Genomic DNA, 19,953 nt, shown 5'->3' on the forward strand with positions numbered 1-19,953 from the left:
CCGGCGATCAGGGCAGGGCCGCGCGCAGGGCGGCGATCACCAGGTCCTGCTGCGAGGGCTGCAGGTCCGCGCTCATGGGCAGGCTCAGCACGCGGGCCGCCGCAGCCTCGGCGCGCGGCAGCGGCGCGGGCACCCGGCAGCGCTGGGCATAGGCCGGCTGCAGGTGCAGCGGCTTGGGGTAGTGGATGGCCGTGGGCACGCCCGTGGCATTGAGGCGCGCGGTCACGCCCTCGCGATCGGCCACCTGCAGCGTGAACTGGGCCCAGACGCAGTCGCGATCCTCACGCACGGCCAGACGCTGCACGGGCAGCCCGGCCAGCGCCTGCTGGTAGCGCTCGCCGATGGCCAGGCGCTGCGCGATCTCCCAGTCGAAGCGTTCCAGCTTGGCCAGCACGATGGCGCACTGCAGCGTGTCCATGCGGCCGCCCACGCCCAGGCGGGTGTGCGTGTAGCGCTGGCTCTGGCCATGGACGCGGATCTCGCGCGCGGCCTGCGCCAGGGTGTCGTCGTCGGTGAACAGCGCGCCGCCGTCGCCATAGCAGCCCAGGGGCTTGCTGGGGAAGAAGCTGGTGGCACCCCAGGTGGAGAGGCCGCACGACTTGCGACCCCGGTAGCTGGCGCCAAAGCTCTGGGCGGCATCCTCGATGACCGCGATGCCGCCATGCCTCGCGGCGATGGCGTTGATCTCCGCCATGTCCGCCACCTGCCCGTACAGGCTCACCGGCATGATGGCGCGGGTGCGCGGCGTGATGGCGGCCTCGATGAGGCGGGCGTCGATATTGCAGCTGTCGGGCTCGATGTCCACGAACACCGGCACGCCGCCCAGCAGCACGATGACCTCGGCCGTCGCCGCGAAGGTGAAGGGCGTGGTGATGACCTCGTCCCCCGGCTGCAGGTCCAGGGCCATCAGCGCGATGAGCAGCGCCTCGGTGCCGCTGGCGACCGTGATGCAGTGCTTCACGCCCGCGTAGGCCGCGAGCTTCGTCTCCAGCTCCTTGACCTCCGGGCCCATGATGTACTGGCCATGGTCCAGCACGGCCTGCATGCGCTGGGCGATGCGGTCCTTCAGGGCGGCGTACTGGGCCTTGAGGTCGATGAAGGGCAAGGCGTTGCCGGCAGTGCTCACGGGAGATTTCCTTCCTCGACCAGCACGCAGCGCTGGTCCTGCAGTTCATACACATCGCCCGTCTGCGGGCAGGTGGCGCGGCCGTCGGCGCCGAAGGTCAGGCGCTCGCCGAAGCGGCTCATCCAGCCGATGCGGCGGGCGGGCACGCCCACCACGAGGGCGAAGTCGGGCACGTCCTTCTGCACCACGGCGCCGGCGCCCACGAAGGCGTGCGCCCCGATGGTGACGCCGCAGACGATGGTGCAGTTGGCGCCCAGCGTGGCCCCGCGTCGCACCAGGGTGCGGCGGTACTCGTTCTTGCGCGCCACCGCGGCGCGCGGGTTGTAGACGTTGGTGAAGACCATGCTGGGGCCGCAGAAGACCTCGTCCTCCAGCGTCACCGCGTCATAGACCGAGACGTTGTTCTGGATGCGGACCCCGTCGCCGATCAGCACGTCGTTGCCCACGTAGACGCCCTGCCCCAGCGCGCAGCGCGCGCCGATGCGGGCGCCCGGGCTCACGTGCGCGAAGTGCCAGACCCGGGTGCCCTCGCCCAGTTGCGCGCCGTCGTCGACGATGGCGCTGTCGTGTTTCCAGTAGCTCATGCCGTGAACCTCAGAAGACCAGCGGGAGGCCGACGCGCTGGCCGTCGCGGGCGCTGCGGTAGGCGGCGATGAGGATCTCCAGCGAGCGCAGGCCCTCGTAGCCATCGACCTCTGCATGGGCCTCGCCGCGCAGGGTGCGGATGACGTTGTCGTAGTACAGCGGGTGGCCGAAGCCATAGACGCTGCCGGTCTCGTAGGAGCTGGCGGCGACCTGCGCGTCATCCTCGTGAGCTTCAGCGAACTGCCAGTGCTCGATCTTGTTGACGGCCGTGCCGCCGATGCGCACGGTGCCCTTCTCGCCCAGGATGGTGATCGAGCCCTCGAGGTTCTGCGGCCAGGTCAGCATGGTGACGTTGATGCTGGCCAGGCCGCCGTGGCGCAGGCGCAGGCTCATCACGCCGGTGTCCTCGGCCTCGATGTCGCGAGCCAGGGTGGCGGTGTAGGCATGGACGTTGTCCACCGGGCCCACCAGCCAGTCCAGCAAGTCCACGTAATGGCTGGCCTGGTTCATGAAGGCTCCGCCGTCGAGGTCCCAGCGGCCACGCCACTTGGCGGCGTCGTAGTAGCTCTGCGGGCGGGTCCAGAACACATTGACCGTGCTCAGGTAGATGCGGCCGAAGCGGCCCTGCTCGATGGCACGCTTGACGAGCTGCACCGTGGCGTTGAGCCGGTTCTGCTTGACGACGAAGAGCTTCACGCCGGCATCGCGACAGGCGCGCACCATGGCCATGCCTTCCTCGAACTTGGTCGCCATGGGCTTCTCGGACAGCACGTGCCGCCCGGCGCGCGCGACCTGGATGGCCTGCTGCGGATGCAGGCCCGAGGGCGTGGCCAGCACGACCACATCGGCGTCCGAGCCCGCCAGCAGGGCCTCCAGCGAGGCGAAGCCCGGTGCGCCCGTCAGCTCGACGGCGGCCTGCAGCGCCTCGGGCCGGGTGTCGCAGACGGCCACGACCTCGGCCCGGTCCGCATGCCGTGCCAGGGCCTCGAAATGGTTCTTCGAGATGCGGCCGCAGCCGACCAGGGCGAACCGGATCTTGCGATCTGGCGAAGGCAGAGGGGAGCGGTTTTGGGGATTCATGGACGACCGTCAAGGGCGAAGGGTCCGATTCTACGAGGGTGCCCTCCCCGAAAGCGCCTAAAATCGCAGCAAATTCAATGAGTTGAGCATGACCCAGCACACCCCCGCCCAGCCGCACCACGCCGCGCCCGCCCAGGACGAGAACCAGCTCATCACCGAGCGCCGCGAGAAGCTGGCCGCCTTGCGCGCCAAGACCAGCGTCCCCTTCCCCAACGATTTCAAGCCCCAGCACCGCGCCCTGCCCCTGGCCCAGCGCTATGGCGACATCGCCAACGAGGAGCTGGAGCCGCAGGCCGTGCAGGTCAGCGTGGCGGGCCGCCTGATGCTCAAGCGCATCATGGGCAAGGCCTCCTTCGGCACGCTGCAGGACGCCACGGGCCGCATCCAGCTCTTCATCACCAAGGATGGCGTGGGCGAGGAGGTCTACGAGAGCTTCAAGCACATGGACCTGGGCGACATCGTCGGCGCCGAGGGCACGCTGTTCCGCACCAAGACCGGCGAGCTGTCGGTGCGCGTCAGCGTGCTGCGCCTGCTGACCAAGAGCCTGCGCCCGCTGCCGGACAAGTTCCATGGCATGACGGACCAGGAGCAGAAGTACCGCCAGCGCTACGTCGACCTCATCACCGACGAGCACGCCCGCGCCCGTTTCGTGGCCCGCTCCAAGGCCGTGTCCTCCATCCGTGGCTACATGGTCGAGCACGGCTTCCTGGAGGTCGAGACGCCCATGCTGCATCCCATCCCCGGCGGTGCCAATGCCAAGCCCTTCGTGACCCATCACAACGCGCTGGACCAGGAGATGTTCCTGCGCATCGCCCCGGAGCTCTACCTCAAGCGCCTGATCGTGGGCGGCTTCGAGCGCGTGTTCGAGATCAACCGCAACTTCCGCAACGAAGGCATCTCGGTCCGGCACAACCCCGAGTTCACGATGATGGAGTTCTATGCGGCCTACTGGACGCACCATGATCTGATGGACTTCACCGAGGAAGTGCTGCGCCACGCCGCGCGCGCCGCCACCGGCAACGCCCGCGTCACCTACGCCGGCAAGGAAGTGCACCTGGACCAGCCCTTCGCCCGCCTCTCGGTGCGCGACTCCCTGGTGGCTCACGCCGGCCTCAGCGAGAGCGAGGCCGACAACGCCGACGTCCTGCGCGCCAAGCTCAAGGACCTGGGCGAGGAAGCCCCCAAGCACTGGACCCTGCCCGAGCTGCAGTTCGGCATGTTCGAGGCCGTGGTCGAAGAGAAGCTGTGGCAGCCCACCTTCATCATCGACTACCCCGTCGAGGTCTCGCCCCTGGCCCGCGCCTCGGACACCAACCCCAAGATCACCGAGCGCTTCGAGCTCTTCATCACCGGCCGCGAGTACGCCAATGGCTTCTCCGAGCTGAACGATGCCGAGGACCAGGCCGCGCGCTTCCACGCCCAGGTCGCCAACAAGGAAGCCGGCGATGACGAGGCCATGTTCTACGACGCCGACTTCATCCGCGCCCTGGAATACGGCATGCCTCCGACCGGCGGCTGCGGCATCGGCATCGACCGCCTGATGATGCTGATCACCGACTCGCCCAGCATCCGCGACGTGATCCTGTTCCCGGCGCTGCGCCGCGAGGGCTGAGGCCCCGAGAGCCTTCCAGTTCCCCCAAAGAGAAAGCGGCCCGCAGGCCGCTTTTTTCATGGCAGGAGGCGAGGCCTCAGTGGGCCGCCTGTACCGGCTGGCCGGCCAGTACCGGAGCGGCAGACAGCGGGCTGGCCGTGCCGCCGTTCAGGCGTGGGCCCAGCTCGGCCTGGGCGTAGTCCATCTCACCCGCCTGACGGGCGCGCTGCAGCTCGGCCTTCACGGCTTCGCGGGAAGCCGCCGGGGCAGCGGGCTGCGCCTGCTCGGGCTTGGCCGCCGGCTTGGCGTCCTTCTTGGCCACGGCACTGTTCGCGGCGGGGGCCACGGTCTGGCCGAACAGGGCGGTGTCCTCGCTGATCATGCGGCTCAGCTCGCCGCTGGCACGCGCACGCTGGAGCTCGGCGATCACTTCTTCACGGGTGGGCGAGGCACTGGTCTGGGCCAGGGCGGGCAGGCCCAGGGCAGCGACGAGAGCCAGGGCGAGGGTGCGGGACAGGGTGTTCATGAGGCGATCCTTTGCAGAATGGGTTCTGGGCTTGAGACCTCCTTGCGACCGCAAGGCGTCTGTCCATGACCGTGACTGTAGGGATCGAGACCTAGTAGAAACACCAGGGCCGCGGCAAGACTCTATTGCAGATTCACAAACAATCCACCATTCGCACGATGGATTGTTTGCAATACGTCAGCGATGCTTGAAGTCCGGCGCCCGCTTGTTCAGGAAGGCGTCCATGCCCTCCCGCTGGTCGTCCGTGCCGAACAAGGCATGGAAATAGCGGCGCTCCACGGCCACGCCGTCCAGCAGCGGGCCCTCGAAGCTGCGGTTGACCAGCTCCTTGATCAGCATCGTCGAAGGTGCGCTGAAACCGTTGATGGTCTGGGCAGCGGCCAGGGCCTCCTCCAGCAGCTTGTCGGCGGGCACCACGCGGGACACCAGGCCGCCGCGCTCCGCCTCGGCCGCGTCCATCATGCGGGCGGTCAGCAGCAGGTCCATGGCCTTGCTCTTGCCCACCGCGCGGGGCAGGCGCTGCGTGCCACCGGCACCGGGGATGATGCCCAGCTTGATCTCGGGCTGGCCGAACTTGGCGGTGTCGGCGGCGATGATGAAGTCGCACATCATGGCCAGCTCGCAGCCGCCGCCCAGGGCGAAGCCGGCGACGGCACCGATCACGGGCTTGCGGACCTGCAGGATGGTCTCCCAGTTCTTGGAGATCAGGCCGCTCTTGAAGGCGCTCATGAAGTTGTGCGGGGCCATGGTAGGGATGTCGGCGCCCGCCGCGAAGGCGCGCTCCGAACCGGTCAGCACGATGCAGCCGATGGCCTCGTCCGCGTCAAAGGCCAGCAGGGCCTGGCCCAGCTCGTCCATCAGCTGGTCGTTCAGGGCATTGAGCTGCTTGGGGCGGTTCAGGGTGATCAGGCCGGTCTTGCGGGGACCGTCGCCGCGCACCTCGGTCAGGATGCATTCGTACTGGCTCATGGTGTAGCTCCTTGGAATTTGCGCAACTATACGGGGCGCCGGTGCCGGGTCTTCAGGGCGCGGCCTGCAGCGGGGCCGACTGCAGCATCAGGTCGATCCAGGTCTGCTCGTCCTGGCGGATCATCAGCCGCACCGGCAGGTATTGAAGCGAAGGTGCGAGCCAGACCTCGGCGCGCAGGTCGCTGCCAGTGTTCTCGGCCAGCGGGCGCAGGTGCCAGGCCGCCAGGGGGCCCATGGGGGTGTCCAGCTGCTCCTCCCCCTCGACCACATAGCGCCAGGCGTAGAGCTTGCGCGGCAGGGCCAGGGGCAGGCGGATCTCATGGCCAGGCCGGGGCGTCTCGCGGCCGGTCAGGAAGAGCCAGGTCAGCTGCACGAACTGGCTGGCGGCGTCCTGCACGCCAGGGGGAGCCCACTCACGGCGGCCGTTGGGGAAGACGAGCTCGCGGTCCAGGAACTGCAGCGTCAGCCGGCGCCGGGCGGCCAGCAGGATGCGGGTGTCCTCATCGAAGCGTTCGGGCCGGATGCCCAGAGGGGTCAGCACGCCCTCGCTGCTCATGGTGCGTGCGATCAGGGGGGCAAAACCTGGCCCCACCGCCACCTCCAGGTGCACCTGGTAGCGCCGGCCTTCGCGCAACCACTCCACGCGCGCCCGGCCGGTCACTGTGCCCCGGTAGTTGCCACGCAGCTTGTAGTCCAGCCGCGTCGAGGCGGGCCATTCGGGGCCGGGCTGGAAGTCGGCCGGAGCACTGGCCGCCGCTGCTGCCGAGGCCACGCCGACCACGGCGCTGGCGGCCTCGGCCGGGCTGGCGGGCACGGCCGCGTCTGCGGCGAGGGGCAGCTCTGCCGGAGGAGCTTCGGGGGTTGAAGCCACCGGGGCGGGCGAAGCGGATGAAGCAGATGAAGCAGATGAAGTGGATGAAGCGGGTGAAGCGGGAAATGCCGATGACGCCGCCGAGGCCGGCGCTGCGGCCGCAGGCGCGGCCCCCTTGCCGGCAGACGGCTGCGCCGGCCGGGGCACGCCCGGCCTCGCCGCAGGAGGAGCGCTGGGCGTGAGCGTGCGAACAAAAGCCGCGGAAAGCCGCGGCGGCATGGGCGCCAGCTCACGCCATCCGGCCACCTCGTCAGCGAGCTGATCGAGCACCCAGCCATGCAGGCACAGCACGGCCAGGGCCAGCATGGCCCCGCCCCCGAGCGTGCGGCATGTCAGCCGCCCTGCAGCCATGCCCGACGCAGGCTCTGCAGCCGGGCCGGGGCCTTGTCCGTCAGGCTCAGCAGCACCGGGGCGCCTGCCGGGCGATCCAGGGGCAGGCGCAGCGGCAGGGCCAGCACGCGCTGCTCACGGCCCACCCAGAACTCCAGCCGCTGCGGCGCCTTGGGATCGAGGCTCAGCAGGGCGTCGTCCAGCTTGCGCAGGCGCCAGCCATTGCAGGCGATGAGCTCATCCCCCGCCTGCAGACCCGCGGCCTCGGCCGCACCGCCGCTGAACACCTGCCTGACGCTGAGCACGCCCTGGGTCTCGCCCACGCGCAGGCCCAGGCGCTGCGCCAGGCCCAGCTTGTCGGCGGACCACTGCACGCCGAACTTCTCCAGCAGCGGGGCCAGGGGCAGGTCCTCGCAGCCATGGATCCAGTCCCGCAGATGGCCGGCCAGCTCGGCCGAGCCCAGGGACTCGACGGCCGCCAGCACCTGCGCCTCGCTGAGCAGGCGTTCCGGCGTCTCGCGCCAGAGCTTGCGCATCAGCGCGTCCAGGCTGGCCCCCTTGGCCCCGCCCGCACGCAGGCTGAGGTCCAGGCACAGGGCCAGCAGGGAGCCCTTCACGTAGTAGCTGACGATGCTGTTGGGGCTGTTCTCGTCCTGGCGGTAGTACTTGGTCCAGGCCTCGAAACTGCTCTGCGCGACGGACTGGCGCAGGCGGCCCGGGCCCGCCAGCACGGTGTTGACATTGCCCGTCAGCAGCTTGAGATAGCGGGCCTCCTCGATGAGGCCCGCGCGCACCAGGAAGAGGTCGTCATAGTAGGACGTGAAGCCCTCGAAGAACCACAGCAGCTCGGTGTAGTTCTCCTGCCCGTAATGGAACTGCGCGAAGTCGCGCGGGCGCAGGCGCTTGACGTTCCAGGTGTGGAAGTACTCGTGGCTGATCAGCCCGAGCAGACGCACATAGCCGTCGCTGGTCTCGGCCTGGCCCAGGCGGGGCAGGTCGCGGCGGGTGGCGATCAGGGCCGTGCTGGCGCGGTGCTCGAGGCCGCCGTAGCCGTCTTCCGTGGCATTGAGCAGGAAGACATAACGTCCGAAGGGAGGTGCCTCGCGCTTGCGGCCCTGCGCATGCCAGAAGTCGATCTGGGCCTCGCAGATGCGCTGGGCATCGCGAAGCAGGCGCTCGCCGTCGAAGATGGGCAGGGCGCCCGCCACCACGAACTCATGGGGCACACCCCGGGCCTGGAACTCGCCACGCCAGAAGGTGCCCAGCTCGAAGGGGTGGTCCAGCAGCTCGTCGTAGTCGGCGGCCTGGTAGAGATGTCTCGCACGGGCTCCGCCGGCCGCGGGCATGGCCGTGGCGACCTGCCAGCCGCGCGGCAGGTCCGCCAGCTGGATCTGCTGCGTCTGGTCCTGCGCGCCCTCCACCTGCAGGCACAGGCTGCCCGCGTTGAAGAAGCCGCGCTGGGCGTCGAGGTAGGCACAGCGCACCGAGGTGTCGAAGGCATAGGCCTGGTAGCTCAGCACCAGCGGGCCCTTGCCCAGGCCGTCCACCTGCCATTCGTTCTTGCTGAGCTGGCGCACGGGCAGCTCCCGGCGGCCCTGGCGTGCCGTGATCGGTCCCAGGTGGCGGGAAAACTCGCGCACCATGTAGCTGCCCGGGATCCACACCGGCAGCGAGAAGCGCTGGCTCGCACCAGGCGCCGGTACCGTCAGCTGGATGTCGAAGAGATGGGCATGGAGCGCTGCGGTCGAGATGCGGTAGTGGATCATCGTGGGCGAGCGTCGGTGGCAGTCACAAGGAGGCGGGCTCAGGTTGCCGCGGCACCCAGGAAGCAGCACAGGGCAGCGACGGCGCTGAGCCGGAAGCGCAGGGTCAGCCACGCCCCGGCGCCGAGCCCAGGATAGTGACGGCGATCCCAGACATAGCAGGCAATCAGCATCACGCCCAGCACGACCAGCCCGGCATAGGCCTGCATGATGGCACCCACCCAGGCGCCCGTCACGGCCACCGTGCCCCAGATGAAGGGGGCCGGCGACGGCACGGTCTGGCGCATGCCCAGTCCCCAGTGGATGCCACCCAGCATCGCGACGATCAGCGCCGCGTACTTGGACAGGCCGTCCACCACATAGGCGTGCACATCAGCCCTCACCAGCCACGCCAGCAACACCCCCAGCACGAAGGGCAGGAGGCTCAGGTGGCCCAGGCGCACGGCGATGGGGTTCAGGGGCAGCGGACGCAGGGCCGGATCAGACATGGCGGCGTGAAGATGAGGTGGACTGGATGGGGGCGCAGGGGCCGCTCGGCCCCCGGGGGTCAGGACTTGCCAGCGGGGGCCTGCAGCCTGCGCTCGACCTGCTCGGCGCTGAGGGCGCCCGGTGCGCGGGAGCCGTCCTCGAACAGGATGGCCGGCGTGCCATTGATGTGGTGACGGCGGCTGAAGGCCAGGTTGCGCTCGGTGGCGGAGTCGTCACACTTGCCCTCCGGCCTGGCGGGCAGGGTGCCGTCCAGCATCCAGGAGCGCCAGGCCGTGGTCTGGTCCTTGGCGCAGACGATGGCTCGGGTCTTCTCCACGGAATCCGGGCCAAGGATGGGGATCACGAAGGTGTAGACCGTGACGTCCTTGAGCTCCTGCAGGGTGCGCTCGAAGCGCTTGCAGTAGCCGCAGTTGGGGTCGGCGAAGACGGCAAGCTTGCGCTTGCCGGTGCCGGTCTTCCAGACCACGGCATCCTTGAGCGGCAGGTTGGCAAACTCGATGGCCGTCAGCTTGGCCACACGCTCCTCGGTGAGGTTCTTCTTGGCGCGCAGGTCAAGCATCTCCCCCTCGATGAGGTAGTTGCCCGCGGGGTCGGTGTAGCGCAGCTCGGAGCCGGTGCGCACTTCCCAGATGCCGGGCATGGGCGTGGGCCGCACCTCGTCCACCTTGAAGCCGGGCAGGCGCTCGGCCAGGGCCTTCTTGATCACCGCCTCGTTGGCCCAGCCATTCGTCGCGGCCAGGGCCAGAAGGCTGGCGGCGGCCAAGCGTGCAAAGTTCATCGCGTGCATCATCTTCCTCTTGTGGATCGGAACCCCCGGGGGCCCGCTTGTGTTCATTGCCCCAAGGCTCGGGCGGTGAGCCAGCGCTTCAGCGGCGCCGCCCGGTCCAGCCATTGCAGACCCTCGTTGCGCAGCCGACGCAGGGGCGCGGCCTCGCTCGCAAACAGCTTGAGCAGACCATCGGTCAGCTCCCCCATGGCCAGGGTCGGCAAGGCCCGGGCACGTTCGTAGCGGCGCAGCAGCCGGGCATCCCCGAGGCTGCGCCAGCTTTCCTTTTCAGCGATGACCTGGCTCAGGGCCAGGACATCGGCCAGCCCCAGGTTCAGGCCCTGCCCGGCCAGGGGATGCACCAGGTGCGCGGCATCGCCCAGGAGGACCCAGCCCGGCCCGGACACCGCCCCGGCCCGGGCCAGCGCCAGGGGCCAGCTCTGGCGCTCGCCAGCCAGGCGCAGCGCGCCGGCAGCACCGCCGGTGGCTTCCGTCAGCGCGGCCTCGAATGCGTCATCAGCAAGGGCCAGCAGCTCCTGCGCCCGGGCCTCGGGCAGGGACCAGACCAGGCCGAAGGAGCAGGCCGGTTGTGGCCGATCGAAAGGCAGCAGGGCCAGCACGTCGGGCGAGCGGAACCACTGGTGGGCCACGCCCTGGTGCGGCAGGGCACTCGTCAGGCGGGCGGCAATCGCGCGATGCCCGTAGGCTTGCGGCTCGAACGCCACACCAAGCTCGGCACGGCGGCGGGACTCACGCCCTTCGCAAAGGGCTTCCAGCGCAGCCGGTACGGGCTGGCTGACCACATCCACCCGCGGCGCGTAGCGCAGGGCCTGGCCCAGCTGGCGCTCCAGCTCACCGGCATCGACGATGCAGGCGAGCTCCGACACCCCCTGCTGCCAGGCCGAGAAACCCAGCTGCGCACCCTCGGCATCGCCGCGGATGCACATGTCGTAGACGGGGCTGCGGGCGTCCTCGGGCAGGGCATCCCAGACCTTGAGCTGGCGCAGCAGGGCCACGGAGGCGGCATTGAGTGCATAGGCCCGGACGTCCTCCCCCTGCCGCTGCGGCGCCTCACGCTCGCTCAGCAGGGCCACGCGCAGGCCTTGGCTGCCCAGCTGCAGCGCCAGGCTGCGCCCGACGATGCCGCTGCCGCGGATGAGGATGTCATAGGGGTCCATGCCTCGATTGTAGGCAGCCGCGCGGGTGCCGGCCGGCGAGCGAACAAGACGCCTTAAAATCAGGGTTTTGCGTCCACGCCAGCCCTGGCGCCAATCAGAAAGCCTTCCATGAGCCTCAAATGCGGCATCGTGGGCCTGCCCAACGTCGGCAAGTCCACCCTTTTCAATGCGCTGACCAAGGCCGGCATCGCCGCCGAGAACTACCCCTTCTGCACCATCGAGCCCAATGTGGGCGTGGTCGAGCTGCCGGACCCCCGCCTGGCCCAGCTGGCCGAGGTGGTGAAGCCTGAGCGCGTCGTGCCCGCCATCGTGGAGTTCGTGGACATCGCCGGCCTGGTGGCAGGCGCCTCCAAGGGTGAAGGCCTGGGCAACCAGTTCCTCTCGCACATCCGCGAGACCGACGCCATCGTCAACGTGGTGCGCTGCTTCGAAGACCCGAACGTGATCCACGTGAACGGCAAGGTCGACCCCATCTCCGACATCGAGGTCATCCAGACCGAGCTGTGCCTGGCCGACCTCTCCACCGTTGAAAAGAGCCTGCAGCGCTACACCAAGGTGGCCAAGGCCGGCGGCGACAAAGACGCCCTGCGCCTGGTCGAGGTGCTTAAGAAGTGTGAGGCCACGCTGAACGAAGGCAAGCCTGTGCGCTCCATCGACTTCAGCAAGGAAGAACTGGCCGTGCTCAAGCCCTTGTGCCTGATCACCGCCAAGCCGGCCATGTTCGTAGGCAATGTGGCCGAGGACGGCTTCGAGAACAACCCCTTCCTGGACCGCCTGAAGGAATACGCCGCCGCCCAGAAGGGCCCGGTGGTGGCCATCTGCGCCAAGACCGAGGCCGAACTGTCCGAGATGAGTGACGAGGACAAGGCCATGTTCCTGGCCGAGATGGGCCAGGACGAGCCCGGCCTGAACCGCCTGATCCGCGCCGGCTTCGGCCTGCTGGGCCTGCAGACCTACTTCACCGCCGGCGTCAAGGAAGTGCGCGCCTGGACCATCCACAAGGGCGACACCGCCCCGCAGGCCGCCGGCGTGATCCACACCGATTTCGAGCGCGGTTTCATCCGCGCACAGACCATCGCTTTTGAAGACTTCATCCAGTTCAAGGGCGAGGCTGGTGCCAAGGACGCGGGCAAGATGCGCGCCGAAGGCAAGGACTACGTGGTCAAGGATGGGGATGTGCTGAACTTCCTGTTCAACGTCTGATCCTGCCATCCAGCAGCACAGGGCCCTCTCGAGGGCCCTTTTTCATGGGCTCATCGGCTGCCGCCCTCGCCGCCCGGCCTCGGGCGCCCCAGCGCCTCCAGCACGGCCTCGCTGAAGCGCTCGGGATGGGTGTAGAACGCAAAATGGCCCGCCCCGGGAATCAGGAAGACCTGCTTGTCCGGCGCCTCCAGCGACTGCGCGTAGGCCCGCACCAGTGAGGTGGGCGTCACGCGGTCCTGCTCGCCCGCGATGAAGTAGATGGGCGTCCGGAAGCGGGGCTGTGGGCTGGGAGCCTGCAGGGACCAGAAGCCGGCCCCCTCGTTGCGCGCCAGCTGCTGCAGGGAGAAGCGGCTGCCGCGCACGAAGTGGTAGAGGTCTCGCAGCGAATAGTCCGGGCTGCCCAGCATGCCCCGCACGAAGCGGCCGGGGCCGGTTTCGCCCTCCATCATGCCGCCGTAGGCCCACAGCTTTCCGTACTTGGTGCTCATGCCGCGGACGGTGTCGGCGTAGGGCGGCTCGCCCAGGCCGGCGAGCTCACGCTCGGCGCTGTCGTCGTGTCGGGCGCGTGCCTGAGCCTGGGCCCAGCGGTGCGACTGCCGCTCCTGCTCGAGCAGGTCGATCATCTGCCCGGTGCCCACGAAGGCATGCAGGTTCTCCGGGTGCCGCCAGGCCTCGTGGATGCCCAGGTAGGCGCCCCAGGAATGCCCCAGCAGGAAGAGGCGTTCGCGCTGGAAGCGCCGGCGCAGGTGCAGCACCAGCTCGTGGGTGTCCGACTGGAACTGCTGCACGGTCATGGACTCCGCCGGCGTGCCGGGATAGGACTTGCCGGCGCCGCGCTGGTCCCAGTGCACCACCACGAAATGCTGTTCCAGCGCCGCCTGGAACTGCTGCGCGAAGCCCATGTAGGGGCTGCCCGGACCGCCATGAAGGAAAAGCAGCAGGGGCTTGCTGCGGTCCGCCCCGCGGATCAGAAGCCACTGCCGGCTGCCGCCCAGCTGCACAGCTTCCTGTAAGGCAATGGGCGCATGGTCCGGATCGGCAGGCAGCCGCGGCACCCGACCGGTGCAGCAGGCGGCGGGGAGGAGCATCAGCGGCGGCATGGCCAGCAGACGGGCAAGGCGCACGCGCCGGCTCATGGCGCGCTGGGCCGCCGCAAGGCCTTCGCAGCGCCGCAGGCCGCCGTGGAGCCCGGCCTCCCATGCGGTGCCCGGGCCCGACCGCCCGGCCGGGTGGACGGACGGGTGGGCCGGCAGGCGGGTGAGCACGGGCAAGGGTGCCGGAGGGCGGAAAGTGTGCGGGGCATCACGGGGACTCCTGAAGGCCGATGGGGCGGATGGTCCCATCCGGTTTTGAACATGACAATGCGCTAAATTCGCATGGATCCATCCATTTCTGGAAGCACCGATGCCTAGCAGGCCCCTGAGTTGGGACGATGTGCGCCTGTTCCTGGCCGTGGCGGAAGGCGGCAGCGTGAGCCAGGCCGCGCGCAGCCTGCAGCTGGGGCAGGCCACCGTCAGCCGCCGCCTGGCGGACTTGGAACTCAGCGTGGGCGAGCCCCTGGTGACCCGCCGCGCACAGGGCTGCGAGCTCACGGCGGCCGGCGAGCGCCTGCTGCCGGCCGCCCAGCGCATGGCCGAGTGGGCCCAGGAAGCCGAAACCCGCCTGACGCGGCCGACGCACCGCCTCGAGGGCAAGGTCCGCATCGCGGCGCCGCCGGGGCCCGCCTTCGAGCTGCTGGCCCCGCTCGCCGGGCGCCTGCGCCAGTCGGCACCGGGACTGCAGCTGGAGGTGCTGGCGGGGGTGGAGACCCTCAGCCTGGCGCGCGGCGAGGCCGAGCTTTCGCTGCGCCTGGAGCGCCCCAATTCGGCCGAGCTGCTGACCCTGGCCGAACTGCGCTGCCCCCTGGCCGCCTACGCCAGCCCGGACTATGCCCGCCGGTTGCCGGAGCGGCCGCGGCCTGAGCAGGTCGACTGGATCGTCTGGGCCCCGCCCTACGAGCACCTGCCGGTCAACCAGGCGCTGGCCGCCGCCATCCCTGACTTCCGCCCCGTCTTCAGCTCGGACGACTACCTCGTCCAGCTGGCCGCCTGCCGCGCGGGCGTGGGCGCCATGGTCCTGGCGGTCGCGCCGCATGCTCACGCCCTGACACAGGGCCTGGTCCGGCTGGCGCTGTCGCCCGGGCCGACGGTCCAGGCCGAGCTCTTCCTCGTGGCCCATCGGCGTGCCGCCGAGCTGCCACGGACCCGGTTCGTGGCGGATGCGCTCGGCGCCGTCCTCCAGGACCTTCAGCACCAGGAGGCGGGCTGAGCCTGCCCAGCGGCAGGCGGCTTCCACCATGACATCCAACGAGCGTTTCCGCACACTGCAGCAGACCTTGTGGCGCATCCTGGCCCTCACCCTGGGCTATGCAGGCGTGGGCCTGCTGAGCCTGAAGCTGGCCATGGCGCCGAACTACGCCATCCCCCTCTTCCCCTCGGCCGGCCTGGCGCTGGCGGCCCTGCTGTGCTGGGGGCTGCGGGTGAGCCCGGGCGTGCTGCTGGGCTCGCTGCTGCTCAACCTGGTGCTGGGGGAGGAGCGGGGGCAGATGTCCTGGATGAGCTCCAGCCTGATCGGCCTGGGCGCCATGCTGCAGGCCGTGGCCGGCACCCTGCTGGTCCGCCGCGTGCTGCCCGGCACCCTGGTGCTGGTCGATCCCTGGGACCTGCTGCGCTTCAATGTGCTCGGCGCCGGCGTGGCCGGACTGATCAGCGCCACGGTGGCGACGCTGACCCTGCGCGGCGCCGGCGCGCTGGCGCCGGACCAGACCCTGGACAGCTGGCTGTCCTGGTGGATGGGCGACGCGCTGGGCGTGCTGATCGGTGCGCCCATCCTGCTGTGTCTGATCGGTCGGCCGCATGCGATCTGGGCACCGCGGCGGCTCAATGTCGCACTGCCCCTGCTGCTGGCCACGGTCCTGATGTCCTACGGCACCCAGCTGGTCCAGTCCTGGAACTATGACGCGGCCCGCAATGCCTTCGAGCGCGAGGCCGACGGCCTGCTCGCCACCGGCAGGCAGGCCATCCTCCAGCCCCTGGTGCCGGTACAGGCCCTGGCCCTGCAGCTGGAGCAGGCTCCCGGCATGAGCCAGCAGACCTTCCGCCAGGTGGCCGGCCCCTGGATCGATGACACCGTAAGCGCGCTGGGCTTTGCCGCCCGCGTCGAGCGCCGCGATGCCGCCTCACTGGATCAGGCGGCCGTTCAGGACGGTCTGCCGGACTTCCGCAGCCGCGACCGCCAGCGCCGCGGCGACGTCCGGCCTCCTGCCGACGAAGCCATGGTGGTGATACGCCATATCGAGCCCCAGCAGCTCAACCGCGCGGCGCTGGGCACCAATGTCCTGAGCATCCCCCATGCCCGCGAGGCCCTGCTCGCGGCGCTGCAGGGCCACAAGCCCGTGGCCAGCGCCGCCTTCATGCTCAGCCAGTACGAGCAGCCGACGCAGGGCGTGGTGGTCTATCGCGCGGTTCGCCCCGTGATGGCGCCGGCGGACCGCGCACCGGCCGGCGTTGTCTTCTCCACCGTGCGGCCCGACCTGCTGCTGGCCCAGGTCCCGCAGTCACCCAAGGGCCTGCTGCTGTGCCTGCTGGACCGCGGCGACGGCGCGGCGCGCCAGCTGGCCGGCGCACCGGGCTGCATCGGGCGCCGGGCCGACCTGCCGCAGCGAGAGATCCAGATCGATTTCGCCGGCCGCCACTGGACGCTCGCCGCCTACATGCCGCGCAACGACCTCGGCACCATCGCCAGCGCCAGCAGCCTGCCTTTCGTCGTCGTGGCCCTGTTCAGCACGGCCCTGCTGGGCGCGCTGCTGCTGAGCGTGACCGGCCGCACCAGCACCGTCCAGGCCCTGGTGCGCGACCGCACGGCGGCGCTGCGCCATGAGATCGCCGAACGCGAGCGCGCCACCGCGGCGCTGAAGGATCGTGAACGCCGCTTCAGCAACATCTTCGAGCACGCCCCCATCGGCATCGTCTTCACCGAGCTGGACGGTGCCGTGCGCGAGGCCAATCCGCGCTTCTGCGAAATGGTGGGCTACCCCCTGGCCACGCTGCTGGGCCGCCGCACCCTGGACCTCACCCACCCCGAGGACCGCGAGCAGGACAAGCGCATGGGCCAGGCCCTCCTGCGCGGCGAGTTCAGCAGCTACCAGCGCATCAAGCGCTACCTGCACCGCGACGGCAGCGTAGTGGAAGTGCGCGCCCTGGTCAGCGTGCTGCGCGACGAGGACGGCCAGCCCTACAGCCTGCTGGGCGTGGTCGAGGACATTGGCGACCAGCGCCGCCTGCGCGACCTGGAGCGGGCCCGCGAAGCCGCCGAGGCCGCCAGCGCCGCGAAGAACGAGTTCCTCTCCCGCATGAGCCATGAGTTGCGCACGCCGCTCAATGCCATGCTGGGCTTTGCTCAGCTGCTGAGCCTGGAGGGCCAGCCGCCCCTGTCGCCGCGCCAGAACGAATGGACCCACCAGATCCAGCAGGCCGGCTGGCATCTGCTGGAGATGATCAACGACACCCTGGACCTCTCCCGCATCGAGAGCGGGGCCATGCGCCTGAGCCTCGACCGGCAGGACCTGCCGGCGCAGCTGCAGGAGGTGTCGGCGCTGCTGCAGGCCCAGTGGCAGCGCCAGGGCGTGCGCATCGAGCTACGCCTGGCGGCCGGCGCACGCTGGGTGCAGGCCGACGCGACGCGCCTGAAGCAGGTGCTGAGCAATCTGCTGAGCAATGCGATCAAGTACAACAGGCAGGGCGGCGAGGTGCGCGTCAGCAGCGAGGCCGTGGCGGGAGGCCAGATCGAGATCCGCGTGCAGGACCAGGGGCCGGGGCTCACGCCTGCCCAGCAGGCCCAGCTCTTCCAGCCCTTCAACCGCCTGGGCCAGGAGAACGGCCGCATCGAGGGCACGGGCATCGGCCTCGTGATCTCGCGCCGGCTGGCGGAGCTGATGGGCGGCAGCCTGGACTTCGAGCCCGCGGCGCGCGATGGCAGCAAGCCCGACACCGGCGGCAACGAGGGCGACAGCAGCGGCGCCTGCTTCGTGCTGCGGCTGCCGGCCGCGGAGGGGCCGCAGGCCGCCGTCCATGAGCTGCCCGGCATCGCGCGGCGCAGCTATGCCCGCCGCGGCGAGCTGCTGTACATCGAGGACAACCCGGTCAATGCAGAGCTGATGCTGGCCATGCTGGCCCAACGCCCTTCCCTGCACTGCGAGCTGCGCGCCGACGGCCGCAGCGGCCTGCAGGCCCTGCGCAGCCGGCGCCCCGACCTGCTCCTGCTGGACATGCAGCTGCCGGACATGGACGGCCTGGACGTCCTTCGCCAGCTCCGCCAGGAGCCCGGGCTGGCGGACCTGCCGGTCCTGGTCGTCTCCGCCAATGCCTTGCCCGAGCAGCAGGCGGCCGCCCAGGCCCTGGGGGTGCAGGCCTATCTCACCAAGCCCCTGGACCTGCAGACCCTGCTGGCACAGCTGGACGCCCTGTTCGACGACGGCACGGCCCGCTGAGGGCCGTTGTGGATGCGGCAGCTCGGAGCGCGCATTGCGTCGCACCCCAGGGCATTTCCATTGGCGGAGGTCCGGGCGGCCTGTGCACAATAGCCGGTGAAGGGCGCCCGCGCCCGCATCGTCCCGAGAACACCGTCCATGACTTCGACCGAACTCGCCCCCGCTACCGGCACCGCCCTGGTGGAAACCGACAGCCCGGCTGCCGCCCTGCAGTTCCTGACCTTCCGCATCGGCGCGGAGGAGTACGGAATAGACATCCTCAAGGTCCAGGAGATCCGCTCCTACGAGGCCCCGACCCGCATCGCCCACTCGCCGAGCTTCGTGAAGGGCGTGGTCAACCTGCGCGGCGTGATCGTGCCCATCGTGGACATGCGCATCCGCCTGGGCTGCGAGGCCGAGACTAATGCCTTCACCGTGGTCATCGTGCTCAACGTGGTGGGCCGCGTGGTGGGCATGGTGGTGGACTCAGTGTCCGACGTGCTGGAGATGGCCCGCTCGGCCATCCGCCCGGCGCCCGAGGTGGGCTCCTCCATCGACACCCGTTTCGTGACCGGCCTGGGCACCATCCATGAGCGCATGCTGATCCTCCTGGACATCGAAGCCATGATCGCCAGCCCTGACTTCGGGCTGATGGACTGAGCAAAACCGATATAAATCAAGCACTTGGGGATTTTTCTCGACGATTAGCACTCCTCGCATTTGAGTGCTAATATGAATGGGTCGAAGCTGATAAAGGCTTCACCGAAAGCGAGAACCATCCATGTCCAACCAAGCACTGACTGTTCGCGATCCCTGGGCCCTGCTCCCGTCGCTGGGCAATCTGGACGCGTATATCTCCGCCGTGAACCGCATGCCCCTGCTCACCCCCGAGGAAGAGCAGGGCTTCGCCCGCCGCCTGCGGGAGCAGGGCGACCTGGAAGCCGCCGGCCGCCTGGTGCTCTCGCACCTGCGCCTGGTTGTCTCCATCTCCCGCCAGTACCTGGGCTACGGCCTGCCGCAGGGTGACCTGATCCAGGAAGGCAATGTGGGCCTGATGAAGGCCGTCAAGCGCTACGACCCCGAGCAGGGCGTGCGCCTGGTGTCCTATGCCATGCACTGGATCAAGGCCGAGATCCACGAGTACATCCTGCGCAACTGGCGCATGGTCAAGGTGGCGACCACCAAGGCCCAGCGCAAGCTCTTCTTCAACCTGCGCTCCATGAAGCACAGCCTGAAGGGCGAGGCGGCGGACGGCCAGGTGCAGCGCGCCAGCCTCAGCGAGGCCGAGATCGAGCACGTGGCGCGCGAGCTCAACGTCAAGCGCGAGGAAGTCCTGGAGATGGAAACGCGCCTGGCCGGCGGTGACGTCGCCCTGGAGCCCCAGACCGACGACGACGGCGAAAGCTTCGCCCCCATCGCCTACCTGGCCGACGACAGCCAGGAGCCCACCCGCGTGCTGGAAGCCCGTGGCCGCGACTCCATGGCCGGCGACGGCATCACCCGCGCCCTCGCGGTGCTGGATGACCGCAGCCGCCGCATCGTGGAAGAGCGCTGGCTCAAGGTCAACGACGACGCCTCCGGCGGCATGACCCTGCACGAGCTGGCCGCCGAGTACGGCGTCAGCGCCGAGCGCATCCGCCAGATCGAGGTGGCCGCGATGAAGAAGATGAAGAAGGCGCTGACGGAAGCGGCCTGAGCCCAAGCCCTTCCTCGCCAACGACAAGGCCCCTCGCGAGGGGCCTTTTTCGTGGGCGGCGTGCGGGGGCGTGGGGCCTTGCTGCCGGGGGAGGAGCGGCTGGTGGGTACGTCGAGACGGGTGGCGATCGACCCGGGGCGGACGGTCGGCCGACGTGAGCAGCTCGCCCAAAAGCAGTCACCAAGCGCTTACGCTGGCATCAGCGTGACACTCCACTGTCCGCCATCTTGGAAGGCCTTCCGCGAGACTTAGGACTCGTCGCGAGGTTGTGTAT

At 69.6% G+C, this 19,953-nt stretch carries 18 protein-coding genes; 7 read left to right on the top strand and 11 right to left on the bottom strand.

What is annotated here, in order from left to right:
- Positions 1–7: 7 nt before the first annotated feature.
- From O9Y01_RS10960 to O9Y01_RS10970, 3 genes are read right to left on the bottom strand one after another with little or no spacing between them, the layout of a single operon-like run.
- A complete protein-coding gene (locus O9Y01_RS10960; RefSeq protein WP_269632117.1) occupies positions 8–1,105 on the bottom strand; it encodes a DegT/DnrJ/EryC1/StrS family aminotransferase in 1,098 nt (365 codons plus the stop codon).
- 17 nt (positions 1,106–1,122) lie between these two features.
- Positions 1,123–1,710: an acyltransferase gene (locus tag O9Y01_RS10965; protein WP_269631628.1), complete on the bottom strand. Its 588-nt coding sequence runs from the start codon at positions 1,708–1,710 to the stop codon at positions 1,123–1,125.
- Positions 1,711–1,720: 10 nt separating this feature from the next.
- On the bottom strand, positions 1,721–2,791 hold the full coding sequence (locus O9Y01_RS10970) for a Gfo/Idh/MocA family protein (protein WP_269631629.1): 1,071 nt from the start codon (positions 2,789–2,791) through the stop codon (positions 1,721–1,723).
- An 88-nt stretch (positions 2,792–2,879) separates the two neighbouring features.
- On the opposite strand from O9Y01_RS10970, the gene lysS reads away from it, so the two are divergent.
- Positions 2,880–4,403 (top strand): lysine--tRNA ligase, encoded by a 1,524-nt coding sequence (gene lysS / locus O9Y01_RS10975; protein WP_269631630.1) that lies wholly within the window; start codon positions 2,880–2,882, stop codon positions 4,401–4,403.
- Positions 4,404–4,479: 76 nt separating this feature from the next.
- Here lysS and O9Y01_RS10980 read toward each other — a convergent pair whose 3' ends face one another.
- From O9Y01_RS10980 to O9Y01_RS10990, 3 genes are all read right to left on the bottom strand, one after another.
- A complete protein-coding gene (locus O9Y01_RS10980; protein ID WP_269631631.1) occupies positions 4,480–4,908 on the bottom strand; it encodes a DUF4148 domain-containing protein in 429 nt (142 codons plus the stop codon).
- A gap of 177 nt (positions 4,909–5,085) precedes the next feature.
- On the bottom strand, positions 5,086–5,877 hold the full coding sequence (locus tag O9Y01_RS10985) for an enoyl-CoA hydratase (protein ID WP_269631632.1): 792 nt from the start codon (positions 5,875–5,877) through the stop codon (positions 5,086–5,088).
- 52 nt (positions 5,878–5,929) lie between these two features.
- Positions 5,930–6,691 carry a DUF3108 domain-containing protein gene (locus tag O9Y01_RS10990; protein WP_269631633.1) on the bottom strand — a complete coding sequence of 254 codons (762 nt, stop codon included), beginning with the start codon at positions 6,689–6,691 and terminating at the stop codon, positions 5,930–5,932.
- A gap of 74 nt (positions 6,692–6,765) precedes the next feature.
- On the opposite strand from O9Y01_RS10990, the gene O9Y01_RS10995 reads away from it, so the two are divergent.
- Positions 6,766–6,930, top strand: coding sequence for a hypothetical protein (locus O9Y01_RS10995; RefSeq protein ID WP_269631634.1), 165 nt, complete (start codon positions 6,766–6,768; stop codon positions 6,928–6,930).
- 150 nt (positions 6,931–7,080) lie between these two features.
- Here O9Y01_RS10995 and O9Y01_RS11000 read toward each other — a convergent pair whose 3' ends face one another.
- The 4 genes from O9Y01_RS11000 to O9Y01_RS11015 are packed head-to-tail and all read right to left on the bottom strand — an operon-like array spanning position 7,081 to position 11,274.
- Positions 7,081–8,844, bottom strand: a complete 1,764-nt coding sequence (locus O9Y01_RS11000; protein ID WP_269631635.1) for a M61 family metallopeptidase — start codon at positions 8,842–8,844, stop codon at positions 7,081–7,083.
- A 38-nt stretch (positions 8,845–8,882) separates the two neighbouring features.
- Entirely contained in the window at positions 8,883–9,329 is a 447-nt protein-coding gene (locus O9Y01_RS11005) for a DUF3429 domain-containing protein (protein ID WP_269631636.1), read from the bottom strand.
- Between the two features lie 59 nt (positions 9,330–9,388).
- Entirely contained in the window at positions 9,389–10,108 is a 720-nt protein-coding gene (locus O9Y01_RS11010; protein WP_269631637.1) for a DsbC family protein, read from the bottom strand.
- 53 nt (positions 10,109–10,161) lie between these two features.
- Positions 10,162–11,274 carry an FAD-dependent monooxygenase gene (locus tag O9Y01_RS11015; protein ID WP_269631638.1) on the bottom strand — a complete coding sequence of 371 codons (1,113 nt, stop codon included), beginning with the start codon at positions 11,272–11,274 and terminating at the stop codon, positions 10,162–10,164.
- A 108-nt stretch (positions 11,275–11,382) separates the two neighbouring features.
- On the opposite strand from O9Y01_RS11015, the gene ychF reads away from it, so the two are divergent.
- Positions 11,383–12,477 carry a redox-regulated ATPase YchF gene (ychF, locus tag O9Y01_RS11020; RefSeq protein WP_269631639.1) on the top strand — a complete coding sequence of 365 codons (1,095 nt, stop codon included), beginning with the start codon at positions 11,383–11,385 and terminating at the stop codon, positions 12,475–12,477.
- 50 nt (positions 12,478–12,527) lie between these two features.
- On the opposite strand, the gene O9Y01_RS11025 is transcribed toward ychF, so the two are convergent.
- Entirely contained in the window at positions 12,528–13,601 is a 1,074-nt protein-coding gene (locus O9Y01_RS11025; RefSeq protein WP_269631640.1) for an alpha/beta fold hydrolase, read from the bottom strand.
- A gap of 280 nt (positions 13,602–13,881) precedes the next feature.
- Between O9Y01_RS11025 and O9Y01_RS11030 the strand changes: the two genes are divergently transcribed.
- From O9Y01_RS11030 to rpoH, 4 genes are all read left to right on the top strand, one after another.
- The gene (locus O9Y01_RS11030; protein ID WP_269631641.1) at positions 13,882–14,784 is read left to right on the top strand and encodes a LysR family transcriptional regulator; all 903 of its coding nucleotides are present in this window, start codon (positions 13,882–13,884) and stop codon (positions 14,782–14,784) included.
- A gap of 28 nt (positions 14,785–14,812) precedes the next feature.
- Entirely contained in the window at positions 14,813–18,004 is a 3,192-nt protein-coding gene (locus tag O9Y01_RS11035) for an ATP-binding protein (RefSeq protein WP_269631642.1), read from the top strand.
- 138 nt (positions 18,005–18,142) lie between these two features.
- On the top strand, positions 18,143–18,643 hold the full coding sequence (locus tag O9Y01_RS11040) for a chemotaxis protein CheW (protein ID WP_269631643.1): 501 nt from the start codon (positions 18,143–18,145) through the stop codon (positions 18,641–18,643).
- A gap of 121 nt (positions 18,644–18,764) precedes the next feature.
- Positions 18,765–19,679 carry an RNA polymerase sigma factor RpoH gene (gene rpoH, locus O9Y01_RS11045; protein WP_183105371.1) on the top strand — a complete coding sequence of 305 codons (915 nt, stop codon included), beginning with the start codon at positions 18,765–18,767 and terminating at the stop codon, positions 19,677–19,679.
- Positions 19,680–19,953 lie beyond the last annotated feature (274 nt).

Origin of the sequence: Pelomonas sp. BJYL3 (genome assembly GCF_027257975.1) — a bacterium.
GTDB lineage: Bacteria > Pseudomonadota > Gammaproteobacteria > Burkholderiales > Burkholderiaceae_C > Roseateles_B > Roseateles_B flavus.

Excerpts from the sequence above, each read along its gene's own strand:
- O9Y01_RS11040 (WP_269631643.1), top strand. The coding sequence starts at position 18,143 with ATGACTTCGACCGAACTCGCCCCCGCTACCGGCACCGCCCTGGTGGAA.
- O9Y01_RS10965 (WP_269631628.1), bottom strand. The coding sequence starts at position 1,710 with ATGAGCTACTGGAAACACGACAGCGCCATCGTCGACGACGGCGCGCAA.
- O9Y01_RS11005 (WP_269631636.1), bottom strand. The coding sequence starts at position 9,329 with ATGTCTGATCCGGCCCTGCGTCCGCTGCCCCTGAACCCCATCGCCGTG.
- O9Y01_RS11035 (WP_269631642.1), top strand. The coding sequence starts at position 14,813 with ATGACATCCAACGAGCGTTTCCGCACACTGCAGCAGACCTTGTGGCGC.
- ychF (WP_269631639.1), top strand. The coding sequence starts at position 11,383 with ATGAGCCTCAAATGCGGCATCGTGGGCCTGCCCAACGTCGGCAAGTCC.
- O9Y01_RS10970 (WP_269631629.1), bottom strand. The coding sequence starts at position 2,791 with ATGAATCCCCAAAACCGCTCCCCTCTGCCTTCGCCAGATCGCAAGATC.
- rpoH (WP_183105371.1), top strand. The coding sequence starts at position 18,765 with ATGTCCAACCAAGCACTGACTGTTCGCGATCCCTGGGCCCTGCTCCCG.
- O9Y01_RS10980 (WP_269631631.1), bottom strand. The coding sequence starts at position 4,908 with ATGAACACCCTGTCCCGCACCCTCGCCCTGGCTCTCGTCGCTGCCCTG.
- O9Y01_RS11010 (WP_269631637.1), bottom strand. The coding sequence starts at position 10,108 with ATGAACTTTGCACGCTTGGCCGCCGCCAGCCTTCTGGCCCTGGCCGCG.
- lysS (WP_269631630.1), top strand. The coding sequence starts at position 2,880 with ATGACCCAGCACACCCCCGCCCAGCCGCACCACGCCGCGCCCGCCCAG.
- O9Y01_RS10985 (WP_269631632.1), bottom strand. The coding sequence starts at position 5,877 with ATGAGCCAGTACGAATGCATCCTGACCGAGGTGCGCGGCGACGGTCCC.
- O9Y01_RS10995 (WP_269631634.1), top strand. The coding sequence starts at position 6,766 with ATGAAGCAGATGAAGCAGATGAAGTGGATGAAGCGGGTGAAGCGGGAA.
- O9Y01_RS11030 (WP_269631641.1), top strand. The coding sequence starts at position 13,882 with ATGCCTAGCAGGCCCCTGAGTTGGGACGATGTGCGCCTGTTCCTGGCC.
- O9Y01_RS11000 (WP_269631635.1), bottom strand. The coding sequence starts at position 8,844 with ATGATCCACTACCGCATCTCGACCGCAGCGCTCCATGCCCATCTCTTC.
- O9Y01_RS11015 (WP_269631638.1), bottom strand. The coding sequence starts at position 11,274 with ATGGACCCCTATGACATCCTCATCCGCGGCAGCGGCATCGTCGGGCGC.